Consider the following 17,002-nt stretch of genomic DNA (forward strand, 5'->3'; position numbering starts at 1 on the left):
CGATGAGCAGCATTTTGGAGCGATTTGCATCCAGCTATGCCGCGGCCCAGGAGAGCCTGACGGGTAAGGGAGACGACCAGAGCAGCATCCATTATCCGGCTGTGCTTCTGTTTATCGGCGACAAGACGGCGGACGCCATCGGCCCGATCATGAAGATCCACCGGCAAAAGTGGGATAACAGCGCCGGAGTGACGTATTTCCATGTCGGCACGGCGTCGGGCAAGGATCGGGGCACTGCCGCTTCAGGCGGGACCCCCGGCGCTTTAGCGTTCAGGGCCGATAGGGGCAATTATGAAGACGGACGGTTCGAAGCCCCAGGGTACGGGTTCAGCGAAGTGCGTTCCGAAGACGTTGGCTCCTTGCTGAGCCGGTTTCGGTTGGACGACTCCGCTGTGCCGAATGATCCCAAAACGATACGCAAAGAGCTGTACCGGGCGTTCTACCGGAACGAAAAGCAGCTGTTCGAGCTGAATAAGGCAATCCGCCGTATCAGTCATCATATTGCGGATTACGGCCGGATGTATTCCTCGTTCGACCGGATCCATCTCTCTGTCATTACGCGGGTCGACGACCCGCTTAATGTGTTCATACCGGAAATTTCACTGCTGGCCCAGTCGATTTTCAGCCAGTCCTTCAAGTCGGTACAGATGGACCTGTACGCGCTGATCAGCGAACGGGAGCAGCTGGAGTCGTTCGGGTACGCCAGCTCCGCAGCCATTGCTTTTCTGCGGGAGCTGGACATGATGCAGCGCCCGGAGTACACGTTCTCCGCGCCGCTGCATGTCACGGAGGACGGGCTGTCCATTCCGGTGACGCATCCGGCATCGCCGCTGTTCGACCTGGTGTACGTGCTGTCGGACAAAAACGAGCGCGGCATCGCCGATCCGGACGGCATGCAGGACAACTATGAGATCATCTGCCACCTCGGCCTGCTGAAGAACCGCAAGCAGAAGGAGCATCAGGTTGACGGACAGGCGGGAAGCTATAACAATACCTCCTTCAAAAACAACATCATGACCGAGTCCGGCCGGCAGGGCTATGTCTCCGCCGGTTTCTCTCGGGTCAAACGTCCGAACCAGCCGATTGCGCTAACGGTACTGTACCATTTCTACAGTCAGCTGCTGCTCCGGATGAAGACCGGTAGGGAACTCGGCATCAAGGAACGCTTGGCGTTCTTCGGGCTCGATCCGGCGGCAATTTCATCGCGTGCGGACCATTTGGTGCCGGACGGGAGCCGGATTGAGGAAATGAACGGCATGATGACCCGGCCGGTCGGCTTCGCTTCGCTGAAGCGTATGTCCGTTCGCGAAGCGGAGGAGGCGCTGTTCGGTGACGGATGCCGGCGGTATTTTCAAGCCAACTACGAGCAGGAGGCAAGCGAAGCGCTGGGCCGCCTGGACGGGGCGGAAGAGCTCGATTCCATCGTCCGGCAGCGGATGGCGGAGCATCCGGAGATCAGCATTTTCCACATTGCGGCATGGACCGGCGAAAAAGACGGGGCCGGCGGCGTACTGGAGGCGCTGCGGGCCCGGATACGCGATATGGCCGGCCAGCTGGAGGCTGACCGGGCCGAGCTCGACCGGTATTACGGCGAGCTGGTGGAGAGCCTGCCTTTTCCGAAACGGCCGCTGATGGACAAGCATAATGTGCGAAGCTTTATCCGCTATTTTCTGGAGACGATCTACCAGCGCAAGCTGGAGCTGCTGCTCCTGGAGACCGAACTGAAGCTGTACCGCCGCTACGAAGCGGAGCTGGAGCGTCTTCACGGCCACTACAAGCGGCAGGCGCAGCGGCTGGAGCAGCTGGAGGGCGAGCTGCATGCCACCGCTCAGCAGAGCATCCGGGCGGCCGACGATTATATCGGGCAGAACATTATGGAGTACTACGGACTCGTGACGGAGGACATCATGCGCGACCTGGAGGCGAAGCGGGGGGCGTATATCTTTTTCGAGGAACGTTATGTCGGGAACCTGTCCGCTCTGGCAGCTGCAGGGACCGACAGGCTGCTGGAGAGGCTCATTGCTGTCGTGGAGCGTGATTTGCTGACGGCGGAGCCTTTTGATCAGACCTTTGAGGATGAACTGCTGCGCCGGGCTAACGTAACGATCGATTACAGCAACAAGCAGGTGCTGTCGAAGGAAGATCTGTTCAAGATGCTGTACCGGACCCTGGAGGAGCATGCGGTCATTAACGTGCGGTTGTTCGACTATACGCAGGAGCACCGCTATGAGGAGAAGTATTTCTTTGGCGATGTCAACAGCGAATTTGTCCGGTATGCCCTTGGGGCAGACGAGACCTCGCGGATCTACAAGCTGGGAGTCGTACACGAAAAGCGCAGCAGCGGTGTCGAGAAGCTGAACCTGATGGGCGGATTTCATCTGGAGGACTTGATGTACTACCGCAACGGCAAAGCCTATTATGAGACGTATGTCCAGAACGGCTACGAATTTCACGGTGTGGATCCCGGGCAGCTGCCGGAACTTCGGTAAGAGCCCGGGCGCCACTTAAGAAAGGAAGCATGGTATCATGCAGCGTAAAATCAATCTGCTTCTGCTGCTCCTCAGCCTGATCGGCGGCGCGGCCGGCTACGTGATCGGAGAGGTCGTGCTGCACGTGTGGGGCAGCGATCTTCCGCGAATCGTGGCCATTGGATTATATATGGGGATTTTGGCCCTCTGCATCGGAACCGGGTGCCTCATCGCGGAGATGATGTCACCACGCCTGAACGGGCCGTCCTGGAGGCAGCGTTATATGGGGACTTCCTGGAAGCTGCTCGTACCGGCCACGCTGGTGCTGGTTTTCGTGCTGGGCCTGGTTTTGGAGTTTGTCTACGAAATCAATCCCGGCCATGCCAAGCCGGTCAAGGACATTGCCCTGGTCATCGACAATTCCGGAAGCATGGGGGAGACCGATCCCGACAATGACCGCTACACCGCGGCCAAAAACCTGATCAACCGGATGGACAGCGACAACCGGGTGGCGGTGATGGTCTTTAACGACCAGACGACCCTGCTGCAGCCGTTCATGAAGGTCAAAAATAAGGATGCCAAACATAAGGTCATCTCCGAAATCGACGGGCTTGAAGCCACCGACGTGGGAACGAACATCAGCCTGGCGCTGGCGGATACGATGAAGCATATCGAGGAAACGAATGACGCCAGCCGGAACACGATGGTTATCCTGCTGTCGGACGGCATCAGCGATGTTGACCTGAACAGCGCCCTCGCAGCGTACAAGCAGCGCCAAATCGCCGTCAACGCAATCGGGCTCAGCCTCGTACAGGCGGACGGGGCGCAGCTGCTGCAGGACATTGCCCGGGAGACGGGCGGGCAGTATTACGACGTGTCCAATGCGGGCGACCTGTCACCGGTCTTCCAGCAAATCTATGAAGACGTAGGTGACCGGACACTTCTGACCGAACGGACTGGCCCGACGCAAGACAGCGTCTATTACCGGATGCTGCACATCGCCTTCATCGCCCTCATCGGCGGGGCGATCGGCCTGTCGCTGGGACTTATTTTCGATAATCGCTACCTGGCCCGCAGCTTTGGGATTGGCGGCGTGGCGTCCGGCCTGATCGCCGGAGCCGTGCTCGAATTCGGCCTGTCTGGCCACACCGTCGGCGACGAGATGGTCCGCCTGCTGTCATGCCTGATCCTGGCCGGCGTGCTCGCCTTGTTCACCGGGGTCATTCCGGTGAAGGAGAACGGCAAGCTCGCGGCCGGACTTCAGCGCCCGGGCCAGGCCGGACGGACGCAGTCCGGCTTCGACCGGCGCCAGAAAGACAACACGAGCAGAGGATTCTAAGCAGGGAGGCGCATGACTTATGCGGTTTATCGATGCACAGCCGGGCGACCCGGTCATCCGCGGCTTGTCCCACCAGCTGGACGAGGACCGCTGCACCCTCCGCTGGCAATGGCCGGAGGGGGTTCAGGCCGTGTACATCGGCAGAGCCTTTGAAATTTTTGCGGAGGATGCGGGGGAGGGCGGAGCTTCGGCTCCGTCCGATTCGCCTTCCGACAAGCTGAGGCTGTATACCCGAAACGAATATAAAGCGAACAACGGTTACCACGACCGGATCGAGGGCGTCGGACGCGTCGTCTACACCGTCTATGCTTCGGTAACAGAACAAGGCGAGGCCGTACTGTTCCGCCAGCCGGACGGGGGCAATCGTGCCGCATTCAGCACGGGCAAAGCCCGCGTGACCGTCTCCATCCGCGAGAAGGGCGGATGGCTGCAGAAGTTCAAGACCGTGGAAATCCGGGTGACGACCGAGGTACCGATCCCGAAGGAAGCGCTCTGCTACGTCAAGAAGCAGGGAAGCTACCCCGCCAATAAGGAAGACGGAACGATGTATCCGTTCGTCATGAACTTCGAGGCGGGGAAAAACGTGCTGCCCGCCATCGAGGTGGGCAAAAATGACTACGTGCGCCTGTTTTTTACGGACGGGAAGAAGTACGGGCAGTTGTATGAGTTGGTGCAGGGACGCTAGGGTCGCTCCATATAGGTCGCTCCATATATGCCCCTTCGGCTTCTGTTGGGTCGCTCCATATATGCCCCTTCGGCTTCTGTTGAAATCGTGTTATTTGGATGAGGTTAGAAGGGAATAACACGATTTCAAAGGAAGCACGTAAACTCTCCGGTCCATATATTCCGCTTGGCAGGGGGCATTTGAGGGTGGATCAGGATGCTCCTTGGGACATGGCGAGGGAGCGTTTGTGGGCAGTATCCGGGAGCTCCATATTGAGCATGTCAGGAAGCGTTTGTGGTGTTTGCTTGGCTGGAGAATTGTGGACAGATTCAAGGTGTGCCATATCCCGCTTTGCATGGGTGTTTGTGAGCAGACTCGGGATGTTCCATCATTCGCTTGGCAGGAGGAATCTATGAGACACAGAGGAGCGGGCGGAAGCTGGATAGCTTAGGGTTGACTTGTGTGAGCCGATTCGGGGACATGGCCATGCCGGTTGCTTGTTGGCAGTGAATGTACGATAGAATATAGAGATTAAACATATGAACTATTAAACTAGTAAAATAAGGGTTAGAGTGAACGGACTTAGATACAGGGGTGGATGGTTAGCTTTGAGAGACGAATTATAGGACTAAACGTGCGCAAGCTTGCGGAATAGACCTGTAAAGTTGCAGAATGGAGTTTGAAGGTTCGCGGTAGAGTTGGAACAATAGATTAGCAGAACGAGAAGACGACCAGAACGAATAGATTAGCAGGACGTATACATTAAGGGAGCAGAGTTTTGAGAGAAGCGCTTGGAGTGAAAAGAGCTTAAGCATTTAAAGCTGGAAGATTAGAGCTGATAGATTAGAGCATGGCACTTAGAAACTTGACGATTAGATATTAGAATGATGTTCAGAGATTTGAGTTTGGAGCCTAGGGGAGATCGTAGCGCTGAGGGTAGGCTGCACTGAACGGCTGGATGCCGAGCTAACAGAACTCCCTAAAAGTTTAAGCAGCTGCAAGGCTAGGCCTAGGATAAAAAGGCTGCTGAGGATGACCCAGCGGAGAGGACGGAATCATTCTGGAGAAGCGGCAGCGGTCGCCTTTGCCTCGGAATTTCGACCTTTAACAGGGTTAATCAAATCAGGAAATTTGGAGGCAACAGCGATCGGAAGAATGATCCGGCATCGGAGCGGGCTCAGCTTCTCTGACACAGCTCGAGGAAGCTATTCTCGATGTTTTGCTTCCGCAAAACGAGAGATATCAGCGGCTCTTCGAGCCAGCTCACGAAAGATCATCAGCGCCTCTTCGAGCCAGCTCACGAAAGATCATCAGCGCCTCTTCGAGCCAGCTCACGAAAGATCATCAGCGGCTCTTCAAGCCAGCTCACGAAAGATCATCAGCGCCTCTTCGAGTCAGCTCACGAAAGATCATCAGCGGCTCTTCAAGCCAGCTCACGAAAAGCATCAGCGGCTCTTCGAGCCAGCTCACGAAAAGCATCAGCGGCTCTTCGAGCCAGCTTTTTAACATAGAAGCACTGGGAAGGGGGAACGAGAGCATCATGGGCATTTTTGACAGGTTCAAGAGGAAGCCGGAGCCGGAGCCCCGGCCGTTGTTTTACGATATCGTATGTCCGTACTGCTTCAGCAAATTTTCGCCGGAGGAGGTCGTGTTCCGCGCCGCTCACCATCGGGAAGACGACGAGGATTACGCGCTCCGCGAGGATGAGGAGCTGAACCGCTACAGGGAACGCTTCGGCCTGGATTCGGTGTACGATATGGAGGCGATCCTCTATCCGCGGGACATTCCCGAGGAGCATCAGATCTACTCCGATCACGTGCTGATCGGGCTGAACGACCGCTACGGGGTGGTCACGCGCAGACGGCTGTGCCCGAAGTGCCATAACGAACTTCCGGTAACGGCGGGCAAAGTGCCGAGCAATATCATTTCGATCATCGGCGCCTCGCAAGTCGGCAAGTCGGTGTATATGACCTCGCTGATCCATACGCTTCAGCATATGACAGCCGACCATTTCAATGCGGCCTGCATGCCGCTGAATGCGGAGATCAGCCGGAAGTTCCGCACGATGTACGAGGAGCCGCTGTTTGAACGCGGGGACCTGCTCGCCTCCACGCAGAAGGAGAAGATGCAGGAGCCATTTATTTTCCAGTTCGTGTTCAAGGACGAGACCAAACCGCCGCTTACACTGGTGTTCTTCGACGTGGCCGGCGAGGGCATGGTCGATGAGGACTACCTCGGCCTGCACGGGCAGCACATCAAAAACTCCGCGGGCATCCTGTTCATGGTCGATCCGCTGCAGATCCGCTCCATCCGTGAGAAGATCCGCCTGAATTTAGGCGACCAGCCGGGAGAATGGGTGTCGCAGTACGACGAGCCGCGGGACGTGGTGCTGACGATGTTCGGCGATTTCATCGCCTACGAGGACAAAGGCAAGACCGACATACCGACGGCGGTGGTGCTGACGAAGAGCGACATGCTCCACTCGCTGAAGGACGAGGACGGCGAGTACGTGAAGCCGAACAGCAACATTTTCAACAACATGGTGCACCGCAAATATTTGAATCTGACCGAGTTCGAAAATATCGACGGAGAAATTCGCCGCTTCATCGAAAAGGTCGACCGGCCGTTTAAGGGGACGATGGACGTCTACTTTTCCAATACGGCTTATTTCGCGGTGTCTGCGCTGGGCAGCAACCCGGTGGGGCAGAAGCTGCAAACCGTGGTCAGCCCGATCCGGGTGGATGAGCCCTTTATCTGGCTGTTGTACAAGCTGAAATACATCGAGGGGAGAGAAGACTAGTGCCTGATTTCACTCCCAAAAGGGTTCAGCAGCAAATGTATACCCGCGAGCGGCGCGGGATTTTCCGCTCTACCGAAGGGTTTGACACGATCGCCAGATCGCTGGGGCTGGAGCACGGCTTTATTAAAAAAGTGCTGCATCCGTTCTGTCAATATGACGCCCCGGCGGAGCTGACCGCACGGAGCGAGAAGGAAGCGGCCGCCTATCCGGACGCCTTGCATCTGTTTCGGGCCGAGACCGGGGAAACGGTTTTGGGACGGAGCGTGTACCAGCCGGCGGATTTTACGGGGCTGCGCAGCGCCTTTTTTACCCATAACTACGTGCTCCCTCCGGGCTGGATGGAGCAGACGGGCACAGATTACCGCAAGCTGCTGAACGCCAAGTTTGCTGATCATTACGATATTGAGCAGGGCGCGGATCTCCCCGAACTTATGGACCTTCCAGAGGGGGAAGAAGCACGGAATATGAATCCGGCCGAAGTGATGGCGCTCCTGGAGGAGCTGCATATCGACGAGAAGGTGTTCAAACAGCTGCTGTTTGCAGCCATGTCTTCGGTATCGGGCAAAAAGAAGGTATACATCGTCCTGGACGTTCCGGTCGAGCAGTTATCCGTTAAGGCACGCCAGCTGCTGCATGTGCTGTACGGCAGCCTGCCTTACGCGCTGCGCCGCGAGCTTGGTTTTCTGACGTATGCCAAAGAGCCGCAGAGCAAAAAGGGCATCCACCTGACCTTCGTGGAAAAAGGAGGCCTGCGTCTCGGCGACCGCAGCGTGGAGAAGGATTATTTGTTTGAGCTGGCGGCGGGCCGTGTCATCAACGTGGACCTGGACTGGTCCAAGCAGCCGTATCTGGATTTCGCCTGGGCGAATCTGCGGAATCCGGAACGGTCGGAGGATTTTTATGCTTTTGCCGACCAAATGATGGAGGGCATGGAGCCGATCCGGCGGATCTCGGTTGCGGGCTACCATGAGCTTTGCGTGCTGTACCAGATCGATCAGGGACGGGAAGAGCTGTATACGGCGCAATCCGGCACGGTGCTGCGCTGCATTCTCGATTATCTGTCCACGCCTGGGGCAATTCATGCCAAAGCCCGGCTAAATCAGCTGTTCTTGACGCGTTTTGACAAGGAGCTGGATCGGGTAAAGCTGGGCGAGGTGCCAGGTACGGACATCATCGAAAGCATCAAGGACTACTATGCCGTCGACGGCAAAAATTTTGGCCTGCGGATCGTGGAGTATTTCATCCGTACGATTAACAATGCGCTGTCGCAGCAGCGTGAAGATATTGCGCAAGCCGCGTACGGCATGCTGGAGAGCACGCCGACCTTGAGCCGCACTTTCTTCGCCCGTGTGCTGAGCAGCCCGGGGCTGCCCGCCCTGCTGTTCGAGCCTTACATAGAAAACAGGCTGAAACAGGCAGCGACAGCCAGTGATCTGATCGAGTTCGCCGGCACCTGGGTGCAGAATCACCCGATTGTGCTGGAGAATGCGGTGTTTACCAAGCTTGCGGAAACGCAGCTGATGGACAAGCTGGGCCGGGAGTCCGATCCGGTCCGCGCCGTGAATGCGGTGATGGACCAGCTGGACGATCTCGAGCGGGATCCGGGCCGTGGACTGGGCCAAATCGAAGGCGGGTCACGGTTTGTCGACCGGCTGGTGTATGCGGCCAATCTCTTTTTGCTGAAGGATCTGGATTTGGAACGTCTTTCGAGAGAGCAGCTGCTGGATATTGGATTTCTGCGGGAACCGAAAGAATTAAAATCGTGGGTATCCCGATTCGATGCCCGCATCCGCTCCAAAGCGAATGTTATGCTTGCGCTCTATCAATGGTTCGGTACCGACCATCCGAAAAGGGAGGACGTGCTGGACGGATTGTCCTTTGCCGAGAGGGACCAGGTGCAGTATATCGGCCGCGGCTGGCTGCAGCGGGAAGTGAAGCCGGAGGTGTTCGAGTGGATTACCCTAGCCTTCTGTCAGGACGTGGAGACCGGCGCGGTGGACTACGGGTCCCTGCTGGACTTCGTGTATAAATACGGAGACAGCCCGGAGACGGTGTATGAGTACATCCAGTGGTCGGCGGACCAGCCGCTGTTTGTGCGTCCGCGCGGCCTGGTGCCCGCGTATGCCGCGGCGATCGTGTCGTTTATGAAACGAAATGACCCGGGCGCGTTCCGGAACAAAGACAAGGTGAAACGGTATTTTGACTCCGCTCCGATGGCACTGCAGCCGGCCTATGCCCGGGCGCGGGCGGAGCTGGCGCCATCGTGGATGAAATTTTTCAGAAACAACCGTAAGCCGATCATGCTCAGCTCGGTGCTGCTGGTGATCGTGATCGCGGCAGGCGTAACGATGCTGACGCTGCAGGCGAACGGCGCCTTCGACCGGAAAGCGACCCCGGTAGATGTCACGAAAACGCCGGTAGCATCCCAGCCACCGGCAGCGGAAACGGCGACGGAAATTCCGCTGCTCACGGCGGAGCAGGTTAAGGATGGGGACCAGGGGGAGTTGACGGAGCTCACTTTCCATTTCAAGCAGCCGGAGGCGTGCCGGAACTTCAAGGCAGGCGAGGTGACCGTCCTGGATAAGGACGGAAACATCCTGTTCGAGGCGATTGATCCGCAGACGGTCAGCCAGTGCGCGGCGGATCCAGCCGGGGGGACGGATTCCACGGCCGGAGATACGGCTGCCGGCGATTCGGACGACGGACAGACCGCCGATTCGGCGGGACCGTCGGGCACCGATGCGACGGAAGGCGGACAGACCGGCGGATCCGGTACGGACGCGGTGCAGAGCGGGGATGCGGATACCGGCGGTTCCTCCGCCGGGAAGACGAACGCCGCGGACGGAACGGCGGGAACGGATGCCGGCCAGGCCCCGGACAAGTCTGCCGATCCATCGGCTGATGCATCGACCGGCACTTCCGGTGGAAAAGACGGAGCGGCCGCAGGCAGTGAAGCCAGCGGTAACGGTGACAACGGGGGAGTAACGGACAGCACAGGAACGTCGGGTACTACGGGAACGACCGATTCCGGTACGGTGCTGACGGACGAATACACCAGCACCGTAACCGTGAAGCTTGGCAAAAAGCTGGACATTGCCCAGATTGAAAAGGTTAACGCGGCCGGCGGATCGTTCGTCTTGACAAATCCCGACCAGGGAAATACGGATCAGGAAACCGGCGATAAGGCCGGCGACAAGGCATCCGGCGACCAGCCGCCGACGGATGAGAAATAAGGATGGATATAAGGAAACCCCTTAGCCGCACGAACGGTGCGGTTAAGGGGTTTTTTTTAAGCCTTCATTTGCGGGGAATTCGGGTTAAGCTGCATAAATTCAATGCGGTTGCCGTCCGGATCCTTTGCCCAGCACTGCCAATTGGAGTCTTTGCCCTGCTGGGGCTCCACGTCCAGCGGGACACCATTCCGTTTCAGATGGGCGGCGATTTCTTCGATGCTGTCCACTTCCAGGCATAAATGCGAGAATCCGATGGGACGCTTCACCGCTTCAGGTTTATTTTCGGCCCCATAAAACAGTTCGATAAACTGGCCCTCCCGGACCTTAATATACTCGATCCAGGGGTTGCCATGATCATCCTCAATGGAAAATGCCTTTTTAAATCCCAAAATGCCGCAGTAAAAATCGATCGATTTGTTCATATCGGCCACATCAAAGGCCAAATGCCCGATCCCTCTAATCATCCGGTCTACCTCCCGTAGATTGAAATAGAAATCCGATTCCGTAAGATTCATTGTCCGACGGTAACGCTTACATCTTATCCAATCAGGGCGCCATTGGCAAATCGTATTTTTGGCTATCCCATAATGTTCGTATTTTGTGGTTGATATGTCAGTCGAAAATGCCTAGCATCTAATTTTTTTTGCAAAAATACGAACAATGATCATTGGTGGTGTTGACACATTCGTATTTATCCTTTACACTAACTCCTGTAAACGATCAATACAGACACTTGATTCGTATAACCTCAATGATATGGTTTGAGGGTTTCTACAAGGGGCCGTAAATCCCTGGCTACGAATAGGCTGCTTCGCATACCTATTCTATGCCGGGGATTTTTTGTGCTGACCTATCCCATTTCAGGAGGAACATGATGAATAAATATGATGTCATTGTCGTTGGAGCCGGTCCAGCCGGTATTTTTGCCTGTTATGAATTTGCGTTGAAGGCGCCTCATCTGAAGGTGCTCCTGGTAGATAAAGGGCATGATATTTACCGCCGCAGCTGTCCAATTCTGGAGGACAAAATCAAGTTATGTCCACCCGCCGGCGGCCGTAAGGAGTTTGCGGGCTGCGTACCGGCCTGCTCGATCACAGCTGGCTTTGGCGGAGCCGGAGCTTACAGCGACGGAAAATTCAACATTACGACCGAATTTGGCGGCTGGATGACAGACTATCTTCCTCCATCCAAAGTGCTCGAGTTGATCCAGTACGTTGACGAGCTGAACCTGCAGCATGGCGCTACGACGAATATTACCGATCCGACGACGGATGTCATCCGGGGCATTGAGCAGCGCGGTTATGCGGCGGGTCTGAAGCTGCTGCGGGCACAGGTGCGGCATCTCGGTACCGAGCAGAACCTGGAAATTTTAAAATCGATCTACGAGTTTCTGAACACGCGCATCGACATGATGTTCAAGGCCGAGGTGGAAGACATACTCACCGTCAAGGAAGACGGCGTTCACACGGTACAGGGCATCGTCCTGAAGAACGGGGACACCTATGAGGCGGACCGCGTCATCATCGCCCCCGGCCGGGACGGGTCGGCTTGGCTGACAAGCATACTGAAGAAGCGCCGGCTCAAAATGTATAACAACCAGGTCGACGTCGGCGTTCGCGTCGAAACCTCCGACGTGGTGATGTCGGAAATCAACCAGCATCTGTACGAGGGAAAATTCGTTTTTAACACGTCGGTCGGCACACGGGTCCGGACATTCTGCAGCAACCCTTCCGGCCATGTCGTGGTCGAGAACCACAGCGGAGCCATGGCGGCCAACGGCCATTCTTTCAAGGATCCGGCGCTGGGCTCGTCCAACACGAACTTTGCGCTGCTCGTCTCGCATAAATTTACGGAACCGTTTGATAAGCCGAATGAGTATGCGCGTGAAATATGTAAACGGGCCAACGATCTCTCCAATGGTGGGATCATCGTCCAGAAATACGGGGATATTTTGCGCGGACGGCGCTCGACCGAAGGGCGGATCCGGGAAGGATTTCTGGAGCCCACTCTGAAAGAGGCTGTGCCCGGGGACTTGGGTCTTGTCCTGCCTTACAACACGATGAGAAGCCTGATCGAAATGATCGAAGCGCTGGACCATGTCACGCCGGGAATTGCTTCGGAGCATACGTTATTCTACGGTGTCGAGGCCAAGTTCTACTCCGCCCGTCCAAAGCTGTCGGAGACGCTGGAGACGGAAATCCGCGGGCTGTACTGCGGCGGTGACGGAGCGGGGATCACGCGCGGTCTGGCTCAAGCCGGAGCGGCCGGCGTGTGGATTGCCCGCGGGATTGTGGAGTCGCTGTCCCGGTAAGTAACAGCATATAGAAATCGGTGAGATTCCTGCCTGAGCGATAGGCGGGAATCTTTTTTACGTCAAAAGAAGAAACCTTGCCTGCTCGCGCCCTGAAATAGAAATATTTTACTAGTCGGAAGCTTTTAATCAGGATAAGATCGATGCAGAGCAATTCAGCGTAGTGGTTTGCATCCATTCATAAATACATAGGAGGAATGAAATTTGCAGGGGTACGGTAAAAGGTGGGTTACCGCCGCGTTGACGCTGTGCATGGCACTTGGTATGCCTTCCCTGGCTTTGGGTGCAGGGGTCAGAGAGGACTCGGCATGGCTCAGCGTCAGCACTTGGCAGCCGGATGCTACCGCCAGCACGAAGGGGGAATTGCTCGCCGCGGGATGGGTTGGAAACGGCAGGGCACTGACCTTGAAGGACGGCGGCGTGCTGGTGTCCGACACGGTGAACCACGTGATATGGAAGGTCAGCGGCACGAAGCGGACCGTTTATGCGGGAATGCGGTTTGCGGGTTATAACGAGAGCGCCAAGCCGCTGGGTGGATTGCTGGACGGGGCTGCGAATACCGCGCTGTTTAATCAGCCGATGGGCATGGATACGGATACCGCCGGCAATTTGTACGTCGCCGACTCGGGGAACCATGCGATCCGCAAAATCACCCCTACGGGGCAGGTCAGCACGCTGGCAGGCAATGGAGTCCAGGGACTTCAAGACGGGGCTGGTTCGGCCGCCGCGTTTTATACGCCTGAGGACGTGGCCGTGGCAAAGGATGGATCGGTGTATGTTGCCGATACGCTGAATCATGTGATTCGGAAAATCACGGCAGACGGCACGGTCAGTACGCTTACCGGCGCCTCCAGCCGTGTTGTGGAAGTTTACCCGGGAGTGGCGTCATTCGCTGGCGACTACAAGGACGGGGCACTGAAGGATGCGCGGTTTAACGAGCCGTCGGGGCTGGCGCTCGACGATGAGGGGAATCTCTACGTCAGTGACTCCGGCAACCAGGTCATTCGCTATATTAACCTGAAAACCGGCATGGTCACGACGGTCGCCGGATTGGCAGCAGGCGATGGCCAAGGGGCGGCATCAGTGAAACTCTACCGGGACGGAGGCTACCAAGACGGAGCTGCGGCTTCGGCGAAATTTAATCATCCTGCTGATGTGGACTGGTCCTCCTCACAGCATGAGCTGGTCATTGCCGATTCGCTCAATCAGGTCGTTCGAACGTTGAAAGACGGTCAGGTCCATACACTCGTGGGCTCTTTGCAGGGAGAAGAAGGGAAGGCAGACGGTGTCGAGAGCACCGCTTTGCTTTCATATCCGCAGGGGGTTGCTGTAAGCCAGGACGGGAGTGTCGGCTGGATTACCGGAAACGGCTTGCGGCAGTGGAGCCTGTATCGAGAGCCGGATCATAAACCGATGAAGCCGACCGGTGCCGTTTACGTGGCATACAACGCCCAATGGCTTCAGGCCGATACCCGTGTAACCAAGGACGGCCAGACGCTGATCCCGCTGCGGGCTATCGCATCCGAGCTAGGGCTGAAGCTGGTGTCGGCTACCTCTAAGTCCGCTTTGATACAATCGGGGGACCGCATGATTCAGCTGGAAGCCGGCAGCACCGCCCAGTCCATCGACGGGAAGCTGTATGTGCCGATCCGGACGCTGACGGACCTGCTGGACAAAGACGTGAAATGGCTGGCTTCGGAGAAAACCGTGGTCATCCGTGATAAATAAAGGAAAGGAGTTGAAAACAACGTGATACGAGGAAAATTATCTTTGAAAATGGTCAGCACGTCGCTGATTCTGCTGCTCGCATGCTCAGCGGCCTGGACGACCCAGGCTTCTGCCGACAGCGCACGCAGCATGACCATCAGCCGCATTGACGGACCGGCTTATATCCAGCAGAGCGGGGGAGCGCTGCGCATTCAGGCGTATCCGGGAATGCTTTTGCATGAGGGGGACACGCTTGTTACTGAATCCGGTAGTGCGGTTCTGGCCATTCAGGACGAAGGGGACGAAATCACGCTGGCTCCCAACAGCGAAATTCGGATCAAGGTGCTGACGGGTGGAGCCGTACAATCTACGACTAAGCTGGAGCTGATGTCTGGCCAGGCTTATACGAGCGTGCATGATCTGCGCGAGTCCCGGGATGTGTTTGAAATGGACGTTCCCGGCCAGAAGCTGGAGGTTAAAGGAACGCAGTTTTTTGTCATTATCAATCCATTGACAGGTATCCCTGATATTGCAGCGGGAGCTGGAGTGGTCAAGATTTCCGGTACGAACCCCCAAAGCTTTGCCGGCAAGGCCGAATCACCCGTCACTTTATATCCAGCCCAGCAAATCAGCTTAACGCCCGGCGTGGATCCTTCCCTTCAAACGCCAACAGGTGTCGATATTTCGGATTTCGTTCAGCAGGCCTCACCGGAAATCCTTAAAGCCATCATTCAAAACAAGGCGCAGATCGACCGGGAGAACCAGGAGCTGATTGAGCAGCAGAAGAAGCAATTGGAACAAGGTAAGCCTAAACCTTCTGATACTTCACAGTCAAACGGGTCAAACGACCCCTTTTTGGTAAACCAGCTGGAAGACCTTCAAAAAATCCAGCAAAATTTGAATGTCTTGGTCGGCAACGTAGCCAAGGAGGCGAGTAGTCAGGGTAAGATCGAAAAAAGTAAATTGGATCCGTTGATAGAACAGGTGAACCGTGGGATTGACGACCCGAACGGAAAAATTGACCTTGGAAATGTGCGTCCGTTTGATCCGACCGTGGGATTGGACCCGCAGCTGGAGGCTAAACGCAAAGAGCAGGAGAAGGCTCAGCAGGAGCTGCTGAAGAAGCTTCAGGAACAAGTTCAGCAACAGAAGCAGCAGATAAAGGAAACATTGCAACAGCAACAGATACAGGAAATATTGATGCAACAGCAGATGCAGCAGCAATTACAGGCTATCCTTGACAAGATCCTGAAAACGCTCGCCGAAATGCAGCAGGCCAACCAGAGGGCAGTAGAGCAAAAGGCTAAGCAGGCCCAGGAGCAGTACATGCAGCAGCTGGGTGCTGAAGAGAAGAAGCGCTTTGAAGAAGACGCGCAGCGGCGTGATCAGGAGCGGATCCAAATGGGAGGCCAGCAGCCGCCTCCCCCCGCGCAGCCCAATTCCCCGGGATCAGGCGGTGGGTCGGTAACACCACCGGTGAACCCGCCGGTGGATCCTCCGGTCGATCAGGAGCCTACCGAAATTAAGGCTGTTTTCAACCCGGATTTTCCGGAACAAGTGCCGCTCAATGCTTCGCATACGTTCTCGCTTGGATTTAGCAGCGGTCAATCGGATCAGGATACGAAAGTAAAGGTACGAGTGACGTACAGCTCTATAACGGGCATCAACTTGTCCGAAACGGATTACACCTATGGGTATGGGAAAAAGGTTATCAAAGAGGGCCAGCTCAGCCCTGATGGCATCGTCCTAACTAAGGAAGCCGGACCAGACGGGGAAGAAGGGGAAGCCTTTACCCTTGGCGAGCTGAACGGCACGCCAATTACTTTTAGAACCAGATTGCCGGAAGTCGGCGATTATCGGGTAAGGGTTGAGCTGCTAAAGGATGAAGAGGCTGCCGGCGATCCGCTCGTGACCGTAACAAAAGAGGTCCATGTTTTTGATGAGCTGTCGACAGAGGTTAACCCAGTAGAGGGCACTGACTTGAATAGAACACTAAGAGTAAAAGCCGGGGGAATCACACCTGAGACCGTCCTAGGTCTGCAGATCGATCTTAGAAGAGGGAGTGGGGAGGAATCCGAGGCGGCACCTGGTGCTCAATTCATACTGTGGCATAACGGCGAGGAAGTTGCTATAGGGGAAACGAATAGCGACGGGATTGCAGATGTTTTGCTTCCTCCAGATTTGGCAGCGATAAATTTAGGGCTTGTAAATGAGGATGGTCCGACGATGGAGGGAACGGAATTTACCTTGCAGATGATTGCTCCGACGATGGATGGAGGGATGGTGCCTGTGCCTGGAGAATATGCTGCGAAAATACAGTGGATGAGGCAAACAGGCAACATTGAAAATTTAATTCCGCTAGGGCAGGTCTTCATCACTCATTACATAGTACCTCTGACATCCTAAATTGTTCTAGCAGAGTTTCACAAACCAACCAAACCAACCCGGACAGGATCCTATCCTGCCGGGTTGGTTTTTTA

9 protein-coding genes and 1 riboswitch are annotated in these 17,002 nt (G+C 56.0%); of the genes, 8 read left to right on the forward strand and 1 reads right to left on the reverse strand.

Features of this window, described 5'->3' with window-relative positions; all coding sequences use genetic code 11:
- The first annotated feature begins 2 nt into the window (after positions 1-2).
- The 5 genes from FHS19_RS23160 to FHS19_RS23180 all read left to right on the forward strand — a co-directional run bounded on the left by FHS19_RS23160 (position 3) and on the right by FHS19_RS23180 (position 10,504).
- On the forward strand, positions 3-2,489 hold the full coding sequence (locus FHS19_RS23160) for a transcription initiation factor TFIID (RefSeq protein WP_183584177.1): 2,487 nt from the start codon (positions 3-5) through the stop codon (positions 2,487-2,489).
- 37 nt (positions 2,490-2,526) lie between these two features.
- Positions 2,527-3,807, forward strand: coding sequence for a vWA domain-containing protein (locus tag FHS19_RS23165; RefSeq protein ID WP_183584178.1), 1,281 nt, complete (start codon positions 2,527-2,529; stop codon positions 3,805-3,807).
- A gap of 19 nt (positions 3,808-3,826) precedes the next feature.
- Positions 3,827-4,492 carry a beta-mannanase gene (locus FHS19_RS23170; protein ID WP_183584179.1) on the forward strand — a complete coding sequence of 222 codons (666 nt, stop codon included), beginning with the start codon at positions 3,827-3,829 and terminating at the stop codon, positions 4,490-4,492.
- A gap of 1,519 nt (positions 4,493-6,011) precedes the next feature.
- Positions 6,012-7,271 carry a hypothetical protein gene (locus tag FHS19_RS23175; RefSeq protein WP_183584180.1) on the forward strand — a complete coding sequence of 420 codons (1,260 nt, stop codon included), beginning with the start codon at positions 6,012-6,014 and terminating at the stop codon, positions 7,269-7,271.
- Positions 7,271-10,504, forward strand: coding sequence for a GAP1-N2 domain-containing protein (locus FHS19_RS23180; protein ID WP_183584181.1), 3,234 nt, complete (start codon positions 7,271-7,273; stop codon positions 10,502-10,504). Before FHS19_RS23175 ends, FHS19_RS23180 begins: the two co-directional genes overlap by 1 nt.
- A 56-nt stretch (positions 10,505-10,560) precedes the next feature.
- Here the strand turns inward: FHS19_RS23180 and FHS19_RS23185 are convergent, their stop codons facing one another.
- Positions 10,561-10,968 (reverse strand): VOC family protein, encoded by a 408-nt coding sequence (locus FHS19_RS23185; RefSeq protein ID WP_183584182.1) that lies wholly within the window; start codon positions 10,966-10,968, stop codon positions 10,561-10,563.
- Between the two features lie 254 nt (positions 10,969-11,222).
- Positions 11,223-11,322, forward strand: a riboswitch (purine riboswitch).
- A 56-nt stretch (positions 11,323-11,378) separates the two neighbouring features.
- On the opposite strand from FHS19_RS23185, the gene FHS19_RS23190 reads away from it, so the two are divergent.
- The 3 genes from FHS19_RS23190 (at position 11,379) to FHS19_RS23200 (ending at position 16,928) form a co-directional block, all read left to right on the forward strand.
- Positions 11,379-12,815 (forward strand): NAD(P)/FAD-dependent oxidoreductase, encoded by a 1,437-nt coding sequence (locus tag FHS19_RS23190; RefSeq protein ID WP_183584564.1) that lies wholly within the window; start codon positions 11,379-11,381, stop codon positions 12,813-12,815.
- A gap of 204 nt (positions 12,816-13,019) precedes the next feature.
- Positions 13,020-14,543: a stalk domain-containing protein gene (locus tag FHS19_RS23195; protein ID WP_183584183.1), complete on the forward strand. Its 1,524-nt coding sequence runs from the start codon at positions 13,020-13,022 to the stop codon at positions 14,541-14,543.
- Between the two features lie 207 nt (positions 14,544-14,750).
- Complete coding sequence (locus FHS19_RS23200; protein WP_183584184.1) at positions 14,751-16,928, forward strand: FecR domain-containing protein; 2,178 nt, start codon at positions 14,751-14,753, stop codon at positions 16,926-16,928.
- Positions 16,929-17,002 lie beyond the last annotated feature (74 nt).

It is taken from the genome of Paenibacillus rhizosphaerae (genome assembly GCF_014192015.1).
Lineage (GTDB): Bacteria > Bacillota > Bacilli > Paenibacillales > Paenibacillaceae > Paenibacillus_AQ > Paenibacillus_AQ rhizosphaerae.

Coding starts and splice junctions, on each gene's coding strand:
- FHS19_RS23160 (WP_183584177.1), top strand. CDS start 3: ATGAGCAGCATTTTGGAGCGATTTGCATCCAGCTATGCCGCGGCCCAG.
- FHS19_RS23165 (WP_183584178.1), top strand. CDS start 2,527: ATGCAGCGTAAAATCAATCTGCTTCTGCTGCTCCTCAGCCTGATCGGC.
- FHS19_RS23170 (WP_183584179.1), top strand. CDS start 3,827: ATGCGGTTTATCGATGCACAGCCGGGCGACCCGGTCATCCGCGGCTTG.
- FHS19_RS23175 (WP_183584180.1), top strand. CDS start 6,012: ATGGGCATTTTTGACAGGTTCAAGAGGAAGCCGGAGCCGGAGCCCCGG.
- FHS19_RS23185 (WP_183584182.1), bottom strand. CDS start 10,968: ATGATTAGAGGGATCGGGCATTTGGCCTTTGATGTGGCCGATATGAAC.
- FHS19_RS23190 (WP_183584564.1), top strand. CDS start 11,379: ATGAATAAATATGATGTCATTGTCGTTGGAGCCGGTCCAGCCGGTATT.
- FHS19_RS23200 (WP_183584184.1), top strand. CDS start 14,751: ATGCTTTTGCATGAGGGGGACACGCTTGTTACTGAATCCGGTAGTGCG.